General features: G+C 38.1%; 14 protein-coding genes. 9 read left to right on the top strand and 5 right to left on the bottom strand.

Going from position 1 to position 10,958, the window contains the following annotated elements:
• Positions 1-668: 668 nt before the first annotated feature.
• A complete protein-coding gene (locus tag O1450_RS16360; protein WP_269230493.1) occupies positions 669-1,391 on the bottom strand; it encodes a hypothetical protein in 723 nt (240 codons plus the stop codon).
• 211 nt (positions 1,392-1,602) lie between these two features.
• Between O1450_RS16360 and O1450_RS16355 the strand changes: the two genes are divergently transcribed.
• The 8 genes from O1450_RS16355 to O1450_RS16320 all read left to right on the top strand — a co-directional run bounded on the left by O1450_RS16355 (position 1,603) and on the right by O1450_RS16320 (position 6,639).
• On the top strand, positions 1,603-2,493 hold the full coding sequence (locus tag O1450_RS16355; RefSeq protein WP_442865415.1) for a MobA/MobL family protein: 891 nt from the start codon (positions 1,603-1,605) through the stop codon (positions 2,491-2,493).
• 39 nt (positions 2,494-2,532) lie between these two features.
• Positions 2,533-2,889: a hypothetical protein gene (locus tag O1450_RS16350; RefSeq protein ID WP_151781637.1), complete on the top strand. Its 357-nt coding sequence runs from the start codon at positions 2,533-2,535 to the stop codon at positions 2,887-2,889.
• The gene (locus O1450_RS16345) at positions 2,886-3,107 is read left to right on the top strand and encodes a hypothetical protein (RefSeq protein WP_086335755.1); all 222 of its coding nucleotides are present in this window, start codon (positions 2,886-2,888) and stop codon (positions 3,105-3,107) included. The genes O1450_RS16350 and O1450_RS16345 overlap by 4 nt, the downstream gene beginning before the upstream one ends.
• A 162-nt stretch (positions 3,108-3,269) precedes the next feature.
• The gene (locus O1450_RS16340) at positions 3,270-3,536 is read left to right on the top strand and encodes a hypothetical protein (RefSeq protein WP_151776320.1); all 267 of its coding nucleotides are present in this window, start codon (positions 3,270-3,272) and stop codon (positions 3,534-3,536) included.
• 577 nt (positions 3,537-4,113) lie between these two features.
• Positions 4,114-4,344 carry an antitoxin gene (locus O1450_RS16335; RefSeq protein WP_012268402.1) on the top strand — a complete coding sequence of 77 codons (231 nt, stop codon included), beginning with the start codon at positions 4,114-4,116 and terminating at the stop codon, positions 4,342-4,344.
• On the top strand, positions 4,341-4,736 hold the full coding sequence (gene vapC / locus O1450_RS16330) for a type II toxin-antitoxin system tRNA(fMet)-specific endonuclease VapC (RefSeq protein WP_075041255.1): 396 nt from the start codon (positions 4,341-4,343) through the stop codon (positions 4,734-4,736). Before O1450_RS16335 ends, vapC begins: the two co-directional genes overlap by 4 nt.
• 146 nt (positions 4,737-4,882) lie before the next feature.
• Positions 4,883-5,977 carry an AAA family ATPase gene (locus tag O1450_RS16325; RefSeq protein WP_151781636.1) on the top strand — a complete coding sequence of 365 codons (1,095 nt, stop codon included), beginning with the start codon at positions 4,883-4,885 and terminating at the stop codon, positions 5,975-5,977.
• The gene (locus O1450_RS16320) at positions 5,971-6,639 is read left to right on the top strand and encodes a DUF4276 family protein (protein ID WP_151781635.1); all 669 of its coding nucleotides are present in this window, start codon (positions 5,971-5,973) and stop codon (positions 6,637-6,639) included. Before O1450_RS16325 ends, O1450_RS16320 begins: the two co-directional genes overlap by 7 nt.
• Before the next feature lie 526 nt (positions 6,640-7,165).
• Here O1450_RS16320 and O1450_RS16315 read toward each other — a convergent pair.
• Positions 7,166-7,807, bottom strand: coding sequence for a TetR/AcrR family transcriptional regulator C-terminal domain-containing protein (locus tag O1450_RS16315; RefSeq protein ID WP_004787586.1), 642 nt, complete (start codon positions 7,805-7,807; stop codon positions 7,166-7,168).
• A 65-nt stretch (positions 7,808-7,872) separates the two neighbouring features.
• On the opposite strand from O1450_RS16315, the gene tet(39) reads away from it, so the two are divergent.
• Positions 7,873-9,060, top strand: a complete 1,188-nt coding sequence (tet(39), locus tag O1450_RS16310) for a tetracycline efflux MFS transporter Tet(39) (protein ID WP_004856455.1) — start codon at positions 7,873-7,875, stop codon at positions 9,058-9,060.
• Between the two features lie 223 nt (positions 9,061-9,283).
• On the opposite strand, the gene O1450_RS16305 is transcribed toward tet(39), so the two are convergent.
• The 3 genes from O1450_RS16305 to repM all read right to left on the bottom strand — a co-directional run.
• On the bottom strand, positions 9,284-9,427 hold the full coding sequence (locus O1450_RS16305) for a hypothetical protein (RefSeq protein WP_001125248.1): 144 nt from the start codon (positions 9,425-9,427) through the stop codon (positions 9,284-9,286).
• Positions 9,428-9,439: 12 nt separating this feature from the next.
• Positions 9,440-10,015 carry a plasmid replication DNA-binding protein gene (locus O1450_RS16300; protein ID WP_269230491.1) on the bottom strand — a complete coding sequence of 192 codons (576 nt, stop codon included), beginning with the start codon at positions 10,013-10,015 and terminating at the stop codon, positions 9,440-9,442.
• Positions 10,008-10,958, bottom strand: a 951-nt coding sequence (repM, locus tag O1450_RS16295) for a replication initiation protein RepM (RefSeq protein WP_068975483.1), incomplete at its 5' end; no start/stop codon positions are given. The genes O1450_RS16300 and repM, both read right to left, overlap by 8 nt.

The raw sequence follows: 10,958 nt of genomic DNA, 5'->3' as shown, positions 1-10,958 counted from the left end.
GAAGCACCAGTATTAATTATTATGCTATGACACAGTAATTAATTTTAGTGCTATAAGCAAGGTAAACGGTGTCATATTGCAAGGTAAACGGTGTCATATTGCAAGGTAAACGGTGTCATATTGCAAGGTAAACGGTGTCATATAGGTTTTGAATCCCTTGTAAATAAAGGATTTCAGCATGTTTAAAAGCATTTAAAAACTTTAAAAATAATTAAAAGCCTCATCTGGTCAAAATTGCCCTTGGTTTTCGCTACGCTCAAACTCTATTGAATCTCGCTTTCGCTCGATTCGGGGGCAATTTTTCGGTTAATTCCTTCGTGAATTTGAGAAAAAGCAAAGGCAAGAGCAAAAGCAACTCGGAATTCGCTTCGCTCATAGAGCTTTATGCTCGCTTCGCTCGGTCTAGGCTCAAATTTTTGCATCTAAACTTCACTTTTTTAGGTTAATCAACCTAAAAAAGCGGTTTTTCAGAGGGCCGAGGCGCGAATTTTGGGGATGTCGCTCGTAGACACTCGCTTGGTTAAGCTGTTCTTATCGTTTATAGATGCAGTGTTATTTGCTTCTATTTGCGTTTAGAGGCACTTTTTTGTTTTTTGGGTACTGATCTCTAGTTCAGTTTGAAATGATCGTACTATGGCGAAAATACAGCGTTTAAACGTGATATTTGTTTATTGCTCTGGTGTTTTGTTGAATGGGTTTCTTGGATCTTGTTTGGCTTCTTGTATAAATCGTTCAATTTCTTGGTATTGGCTTGAGTTGGCAATTTCTTGGGTGACTGTCTGTAGATCCTTGTTAGTTTGTTGCATAGTTTTACCGATCAAGGCCATACGAAATAAGGTTTTCAGGTTGTCCAAGTCCTGATTGGAGTGGGTTATTTGAAACTTTGCTCGTTCAAAAATACCTAGATAGAGTGAACCGATAAAGTATTTGATCTGGTCTTCTCGTTTTTTCTGTTGTTTCTGACTTTGTTTTTCCTTTTGTTGTTCTGGATTCAGGGCTTTTTCTATTTTCTGATTCAGGTTTTTCGCTGCGGTCTGGTGGCGTTGCGTTTTGAGGATCTCATCCAGTGCATCGTGCATGGCAAAGTAGGCATCGATGTCATGTTTTTGATGGAGCTTGAGGATGTTTTGTTCCAGAGCGGTCTGTTTGGCAGGTTCTGTCTGTTGGATCAGTTGCAGCTGAAGCATGCGTTTGTTGTAGGCATTGCGTTCATAGCGACATTTCTGGATGAGTTGTCGGTCTTGCTCACTGAGATCCTGAAGGCTTTTTTTGTTTTTGAGCATGTGCAAGCAACGTTCTTCAACTCGGCGTTTGAACGGTAGATTGAGGATGTGCGTGCCGAGTTCGTTGATTTCTTTTGCTGTGAGAACTAACGCTTTGCGTCCTGCCATTTGGATCTCATTTTGCCGTGAATTGGCTCCATGTTAGCGTCATGTTGTGGGCGTTTAAACTATTTTTTCTGCTATGCATAAAAAATAGTTTATCTCGTTTCCGTGTCTTTTTTTGACAACAACCGCTAAAGCGATTATTGTCAAAAAAAGACACTCCTCCTCGCTCCTGCGGAGAGCCTCCTTTGCGAATTGGATCTCAGGTGAATTCGGCATGTTTTACATGAATATTCGGCACAATGTGAAGAAGGATTCCAGTTCCAAGAATACCTTCCATTATCTGACTCGAACCGCGCATTTTGCCGAGCAAAAGGCCGATGAAGAATTGGAGTTTGTGCGTTCTGGAAATATGCCTGCTTGGGCTGTCGATGCGCCTGCAAGCTTTTGGCATAGTGCGGATCGTTATGAGATTGCTCGAGGTCGAACCAGTTCAACGTTGACCGTAGCTTTGCCAAAAGAATTGTCGAAACAGCAGCGTAAAGAATTGGTCGAGGCCTTTATTCAGGAATTTGCTGATCAGTATCAGTTCCCTTATACCGCAGCGGTGCATAATCATCCGAGTGAGCTGACAGGTGAAGATCAACCGCATTTACATCTGATGTATTCTGAACGGAGTTTGGCCGATGGGATTGAACGTCCGCCAGAGCAGTTTTTTAAGCAGTATCGTCCAAAGAATCCCACTAAGGGTGGCGCACAGAAATTAACAGCTGATGCGTTGGGCTTTGGCCGTGATCAGGTCAAAGCCTTTCGAGAAAAAACTGAGCAGCTGATTAATCAGGCTTTGGAAATGCATGCACCGATGAAAACCCTAATTCTGGAGGGTATGGAGATTGTTGTTCCGAATCGAGTGAGTCATTTGTCCAATCAGGAATTTAACCAGAAGTACGGAACGCAATTGCAGGATGTCCCACAGATTTACCGATGGAAGTTGAAAAGTGCTGATCCAATGATTCAGCTTGAAGTTGAGGCACAGAAGCACACCATTCAACAGATTCGACAATTTAACAAGCTCCAGATCTATCAAAAGGAGTACAACCAAGCCTTAGAGCAGCGTAAAAATCAAGACTTGGATCGTGATGATAGTTATACGCCATCATGGTTCTAGGAATATTGTGAGGTTTTAAATAAAGCTTTTGGAGGTCGTATGAAGACTGGAAAACAAATTCTTGAGGGTTTATTTGACGATCAACGTGCTGCTGCACATGATCCCCATCATCCAGTGAATGATCAGCTTCGGGCTAGTCTATTGTGGAAGAAACATTTACTTGAGTTGATTCAGATCCCACGGTATCAACTGAAATCAGATGATAGCTATGTATTGGTGTCTGATATTCCTGAGTATTTTAAGGCACAGTTTGAGCAGTTTTTTTTAGGTCAGAACCTATTGCAGCATGTGGATCATCCTGATGAATCACGATTGGATAGCAAACGTTTAGACAGTTTTATTGCCTATCTCAAAGATCATCCAAGTTATAAATCAGAGCAGCGTGACCAAGTATGAAAAATCCAGTAGATGCAGATCGAATTCGAGCTGCTTTTAAGGCAACGCAAGGGATCGTGGAGCATGAGTTTGAGCAGCATGTGATTGATGCCAGTCAAGTGTATGTCGATGCGATGATTGAGCGGATTGCTTCAGGTGAGTCGACCTTTGAGGAGGAAGATGAGGTGTTAATGATGAAGTGGCGAGCTATGAATGCCTTACAGAATAAGGACTCATAGCTTCGCATAAGGCGTATTATGTTAATTTTAGAGAATCTTAAAATTAGTGAAAAAACTTATAACAAAATACTCATTTTTTCAGCCCCAAAAGAACCAAAATTAAGTTTAATTCTTCAAGTTAAATTGCTATAACACTCTTTGCAAATAAGAAGAGCCACAAAAATGACAAATTCATTTAATGCAGAACAAGCACGTCAGAATGCTTCTGAAATACAAGTAAGCTATTCAGACATGTTAAATAAAATTCTAACAGGGGCAGAAAGCTTGTCTAAAGTTGGAAGACGTAGCGGTTTATTTTTATTTCCTGCTGGTGCCACTGCCTCAGAACATGTCGTTGCTCTCGAAAATGAATTACGAAGTAGAGGTTTTACTATCATTACAGAGCTTGATAAGAAGCGAGATACGATAAATATAGAACTCGGATTTTAAGTAGTTCAGACCTTTATCAAACCTCATTTAACATAATGGTGGTTATGCGAAATCATTTATAAAAAGTTATTGTTTTTCAAATATTTAAAAAATTAGTCATGACTAAAAAATAGCTAAAAAGCCGACTCCGAAACAAGTCGGCTGCTTTTTAAGCACTTTTGTCACTTTTAGCCAATAAAATTGGTTAAAAAATATTCAAAAATCCAAATTTTCCTGATTTCTAAAGGCTCTCATTTCTGAAATTATCCCCATTTCCTGCGGACAATTCTTGGGATAATTTGAGGATATATGCATGTGCGTTCTGGCGTACAATCATTCAGGAAATCGACCAATAGGCAGATACCCCTAGATTGCATATCATGGCTTCATTGAGAACAGGATGTTCCAGATAAAAATAAGAAGATCAGCGACAGGACGCGAGGGATGACAGGAGTTGACCCTAGTACCAAATACGAAAAACCCCGACAGGATGTCGGGGTTTTTTATTGTCTCATGATTTTAATTGTACTTTGACTCTACACACTTTAATGCTATGGTATATATCAGTGATATATATCTTGTGTATCTGGAGGTCAACATGGAAATTGCCAAAGTATTTCAAACTGGTCGCAGTCAAGCGGTTCGCTTGCCTAAGGCCTTTCGTTTCAATGGCACTGAAGTGGCCATCAAAAGCTTCGGACGTGGCGTTTTGTTGATGCCAATCGATAACCCTTGGGATGTCATGTTAGAAGCCATCAATGAGTTTGAGGTTGGATTCCAGTTGGAGCGAGCTGATCAAGGCGAACAGTTCCGTGAGGAGTTCAAATGATTTACCTCTTAGACACAAATATTTGTATCTATGTCATCAACAACAAGCCTCAACACGTTTTTGAACGCTTTAAGCAATATCAACTCGGCCAGCTTGCGATTTCAAGTATCACGGCATCTGAGCTGGCTTTCGGTGTAGAGAAGTCTGGATCTGAACGCAATAAACAGGCATTAAACAAGTTTTTGTCACCTTTAGAGATTCTTCCTTACGATGAACAAGCAATTTGGCATTACGCCAAATTACGCCAAGATCTTCAATCCATAGGCAAACCGATTGGCAGCTTAGATATGCTGATCGCTGCTCATGCTTTGGCATTGGATGTTGTATTAGTAACGAACAATACAAAAGAATTTGAACGGATTGATGGTCTAAAGCTAGAGAATTGGGTCTAATCGCTATATCTAGCACTATGCAGGGCTAGAATTCGCATAAGAGATTTTATGTTAAATGAAAGTAGTAAAATACGATATTAAGTAATTAAAGTTTTAATTAGCAGTTTAAAATAATAACATTACGCAATTTTTAAGGTATTAGTAAAATGAGTAGACCTATTAAGCACCTTAAGATTTCTGGCTATAAATCATTGAAAAATGTGGATCTTGAGCTAAAAAACCTAAATGTTTTAATTGGTGCAAATGGGGTTGGTAAAAGTAATCTAGTCTCTTATTTTAGGTTGTTAAGCGCCATCTTAGATAGAAAATTACAAATATTTGTTTCTCAACAAGGGGGAGCAGAGAGACTTCTTTGTGATGGAATTAAATATACTGATGCAATATCAACAGAGGTGTATTTTGGGAATAATGGTTATCTTTTGACCTTAAAACCTACTGTTAATGGTGAATTATATTTTGAGGAAGAAAGAACATATTTTGCTGGTAATTTTACTAGTAGAAAGCTATTAGGTAGTGGCCATACAGAAGCGCTATTGCCTAAATACGTTAAAGAAAAAGATCCAATCTCAATGTATTGTTATGATGCCATCAAAAAATGGCGTATATATCACTTTCATGATACTAGCGATACAGCCGCTGTAAAAAGGGCTTGTTCTGTACATGATAATGCTTATTTAAGACCCTCAGCAGAAAACCTAGCAGCATTTTTATATGAGATGAGAGAGAAAAATGAACTTCACTACAAAAAAATAGTAAAAGTTATAGGGTTAGCAATTCCGTATTTTGATGACTTTGTTTTAGAACCAAAGGAACTTCCAACTGGTGAAGAACAATTAAGACTCATTTGGAAGCAAAAAGACAGTGATTATAAATTATGGCCTAGTCAGCTTTCTGATGGTTCTTTAAGATTCATATGCTTGGCTACAGCATTATTACAGCCTGATCCACCAACAACTATAATTATTGATGAGCCTGAATTAGGCTTACATCCCTATGCCATAACTTTATTGGGGGGATTGTTGAAATCTGCCTCAGAAAGGATGCAAGTTATTATTTCTACTCAATCAGTTCCATTGGTTGATCAATTTGAACTTGAAGATTTAATTATTGTAGAAAGAGATAAGGACGGTACTAAGTTTAAAAAATTAGAGATACAAGAATATGAAGGCTGGTTAGAAGATTATTCTACAGGCGAATTGTGGGAAAAAAATATTTTGGGTGGGAGACCTACAGCATGGTAAGAGTTCATATTATCTGTGAAGGTCAAACAGAAGAAACCTTTATTAATGAAGTTCTTATGCCTGATTTTAGCCGTAAAGGAATTTATTTATATCCAGCTCTAATTGGTAGGCCGGGTCATAAAGGTGGTAATGTTAAATATAGTAGAATGAAAACGGATATTGAAAATCGATTAAATGATGAAGAAGCATATTGCACTACATTTTTCGATTTCTATGGCCTCCATCCAGATTTCCCAGGAAAACAAATAGCTTTAGGGCATACTAATTTAAATAGTAAAAAACAAGTCTTAGAAGATGCATTTTTACAAAAATTATCTGATGATCTAGGTGAAAACAAAATTAGAAGATTCATACCTTACGTGCAAATGTATGAGTTTGAAGGGTTATTATTCTCTGCTAGTGAAGCAATAGCTTCAAATCTGGGAGTAAGTTTATCTTCTGTAGAAACTATTATTAATGAATTTGATACGCCCGAACATATTAATAATAGTCCTCAAACAGCTCCAAGCAAACGACTCAAAAACTTAAGTCGTGGATACGACAAAGTATTTTTGGGATCTCTAATTGCGCTAGATGTTGGTATTAATGAAATGAGAGAAAAATGTGTTGGTTTTAATAATTGGTTAAATCAATTAGAACGTTTAACTAATATAGATATCTAATTTATAGTAAAAAAGCCCGACATCCTGTCGGGCTTTTTTAGATTGGGTTGCTCGTCTTGCTGATCTCGTGCTGCCCATTCCTTGCGCTACTTTCTTATTCTTGTTTTTCTGGAAACATCCTGTTCCCTATATAGCCATCATAGGATTAATGCATTGAATTACCAATCCGCAAAATCCTTAAATTTATGTAAGTTTTAGCTTACATAGTTGGCCTATTTTTATCCCAAGAGTTGTCCGCAGAAATTGGGGATGATTTAAGTCCTGAGTGGGTTGATAACACACACTAAAGCTTCATTTTGATTAAATATTAACCGTATTTATTGGCAAGAAGTATCAAATCTGCTCATAAAAAAGCCGACTTGTTTCTAAGTCGGCTTTTTGCTGTTTTCGAGGTCAGTCAAAAATTTTTAACTATATGAAAAACAACGTATTTTTATAGTGCATTTCGTATAAGCTCTATTATGTTAAATAATTAAGGATAAAAGCTTTATTACTAAATAGAACAGTTGCTTAAAGCAGTATAGAGTTAAGTTTGCATTTTAATATCAAGTTGTCTTTCAGCACCGATAATCACCATACGAATCCCATTTTCAAAAATGTCATCCGCATTCATATTTTGTAAGGTATTCACTCCTTGGAGCATGAGTGGATATATAGTTGGATCGGCTTCGAATGGTGGGTCTGATCTTATTTCTTCTTGCTGCTCCTCAAGGACCCACCCAACAATAAACCTTCCTAATGTCATAAGTAATGCAACTGCTTCAACAGGAGAAAACCCAGCATGAGATAACAGCGCAACTTGGGCCTCAATCGTGTTGAAATGTCCTTGACTGGGGCTAGTTCTTGCATGTAGACGAGCACCATCACGGTAAGCTAGTAGTGCTCGACGAAAGCTTACAGAATTAGCGAGCAACCAATCTTGCCATGTCATCCCATCGATGGGTAAAGAAACTAAATGGTGTTCATTTATAATGGTTTCCGCCATTGCTTCCATTAACAAGGATTTATTCTTGAAATGCCAATATAGAGTTGGAGATTTAATACCCAATCGTTGAGCTAGCTTGCGTGTGGTTATTGAATCTATGCCTTCTTCATTCAACATATCCAATGCGGTACGCAGGACTATTTCACGTGTCAGACGTTGAGGTGCAATATCTTTTTTACTCATAAATCTATCACTGATAGGGAGTGTGTGAGAGAATATTAATTCTATCATTGCTAGAGAAGGCATTTGTGAAGAAATCATTGAGCGTGATTTTAATCACTATATTTCTGGATGCTGTTGGGATTGGTTTAATTATGCCGATCTTGCCTGAATTATTACGGTCATTGGCTGGAGCTGAAGCAGGCGGTGTTCACTATGGTGCTTTATTAGCTGTGTATGCTCTGATGCAGTTCATTTTTGCACCTATCCTTGGAGCGTTGAGTGACCGATTTGGACGTCGACCTGTATTAATTATTTCAATTGCTGGTGCAACGGCTGATTATCTCCTAATGGCTGCTGCTCCTTCTCTATTGTGGCTATATATTGGTCGTATTTTTGCGGGAATTACAGGTGCCAACATGGCTGTTGCAACAGCTTATGTTTCAGATATTACTCCAGCCCATGAGCGTGCAAAAAGGTTTGGTCTCCTTGGAGCTGTCTTTGGTATTGGGTTTATAGCGGGTCCGGTAATAGGTGGAGTTTTGGGTGAATGGAACTTACATGCACCGTTCTTTGCTGCTGCTTTTATGAATGGGATTAATTTAATAATGACAGCAGTCTTATTAAAAGAATCAAAACACAGCAATAAAATGACTGAGAAGGTTCAGGAGCAATCAATATTAAAGAAATTATCCTATTTGATCACTCAACCTAATATGGCTCCATTGCTTGGTATCTTTTTAATTATCACATTGGTTTCACAAGTCCCCGCAACTTTATGGGTTATCTATGGGCAGGATCGTTATGGCTGGAGTATATTTATTGCAGGTGTTTCCCTTGCTAGTTATGGAATATGCCATTCTATTGCACAGGCTTTTGCTATCGCCCCTATGGTAAAGAGGTTTGGAGAGAAAAATACGTTGTTATGTGGAATAGCTTGCGATGCAATTGGTTTACTTCTTTTATCTATTGCTGTTGAAGAATGGGTGCCTTTTGCGTTGTTACCATTGTTTGCCCTTGGTGGAGTAGCCGTTCCTGCTTTGCAAGCAATGATGTCCAGAGGTATTAGTGATGAAAGACAAGGTGAATTACAAGGGCTATTAAGCAGTTTTAATAGTCTGGGGGCTATAATTGGTCCTGTATTAGTTACTAGCCTCTATTTTATGACTCAGGCATCAGCTCCTGGAATGGTATGGGCATTAGCTGCAATACTTTATGTAATCACCCTACCCTTATTGCTTAAGTATCGCCTGAATAAATATTCTGGAGTTCCATAAAATATTTAATTTATTGGTTTAAAAACTAATGGATTCTATAGTTTATCTAAAATTAACATAATACACCTTATACGAAATGTGTTATAATTTATTTTGAAATTCAAATACTTATTTCAAAGTTTATAGCCCAAACATCACTGTTTGGGCTTTTTTTATGATTTTTCACGTTCCACGCCTATTCTTTGATCAATGTTTCACGACTTTGTTTAGGTTAATTGAATAATCAGGATGCTTGGTCTTTTTCTTTTTGGCGTTCATTCAGCTCTTTTTTAAGTGCCTTTTTATCCTGGTAGGATGCAATCAGCATGATCGGGATCAGCAGCGGGGCCACAATAATTCCTAGGGCAATGTCTTTCAGTTTCGGCATGATCTCTCTTCCTTAGTCATTATCAAAAACAGCATTCAGCACACGGCCAAATAAGCCACGCTTTTTGTGTTGTGGCACTGCCACATTTTGCAACGTGGCATGCTGTAGCGTTTGGGTGTGGTATGCCGTAGTTTCTTGCTGTGGCACTGCCACATTTTCTGCAATATTGAATTCATTATTCTTTTTATTATCATTGTCTTGTTGTGTTGTCGCATGCTGTGGCATGTGGGTGTCGCATGCCGTAGCATCTTGTTGTGGTAATGCTGTGGCAGGTGCAACACTTTTCAGCTCAATGAGTGTTTGCATACGGTCAATTTGTTGCATTAACCGTTCTTCACGTTCTTGGTATTTTTTGACTTCATTTTCTAAATGGGCAATAAGTTTTTTTGTAGATTCATCACCTTCTTGCTTAGATGATTCAATTTTTTGAGATGTTTGCTCAGGTTCTCCAAAGCATCGGATGACCTCTGCTAGATCGAATTGGCCATCACTGGAGCGTGATAAACGTCCATTACGTACAGCTCTGTAAATGGTTGATCTATCCACATGAAATTTTTTAGATACTTCACTTAGTGATAACTTAGCCATTTACGGTGTCCTTTTTATTTGATGGCATGTATCCCACTTTTTTTAGGTATGGGGATAGTTCTTTGATTTTTTCAGGGTCTTGTAGCATCTCAGCAATACGAACAGCAAATTGAGGATAGCTTTCAGTTCCTTGTGAATAGCGACCCATTTCAGGGAGTTCTGAAAGTTTGTTTGCAAACATATGCCGTTGAGCATCGGTCATCTTTGAAAAAAGGTCTAAGGTATTCGGATCTCTTTCTATTGATGGATTATCCTTTTTCTTCTGTTTAAACGTAAAAGAAAAACCTGAAATTGATCGACCTCTTTTGTGTTGTTCATACTTCACTGTGATATCTGTATGTTCGTTAATTTGTTTAATAGCGAGCTCAAGTACACTAGTTTTAAAGCGTTCCATACGCTTGTACTCATTATCGAGTACGCCAATTCTTTGACGGAAATCACTTAGCTCTATAATTGGAGTAGAGCCCGTACTTCTCCAAGCAATTAATAACTCATATAAACGAACAGCATAAGCACTACTTAGATTACTAACTTGCTGCAATTCATATTTAGTAAAATGCTCTTCTAAGCGCGTAATTAATGGAACTATGGCAGGGGCAAAAATAAGCTTAACCACTGCTTCATTATCTACATATCCAATTTCACTAACCCAACGGGATCTATAGTTCTCAATATTCCCTCTTTCATTTATTTTTTGATAACTAAATTGTCTAGCGAATAAATCATTACAGGCATCTTTTAATGCTTGATAGGCAGTATTGCGATGTACACCAAATTGATTGATATAGCCTTCGGCATGTACTTCAAGGGGATCATTAGCATTAATCCCTTTCCCACTTTCCCTTGCTTCAACAATAGCCAATAAAATTAAACGTTGTTCTACTAAATCCAAGTTATAGCTTGCATTGATTAAGGCATTGTCTTTTACCACTAATTCTCTCAT

It is taken from the genome of Acinetobacter sp. TR11 (assembly GCF_027105035.1).
Taxonomy (GTDB): Bacteria; Pseudomonadota; Gammaproteobacteria; order Pseudomonadales; family Moraxellaceae; genus Acinetobacter.
This window is presented reverse-complemented; position numbering and strand designations above follow the sequence as displayed.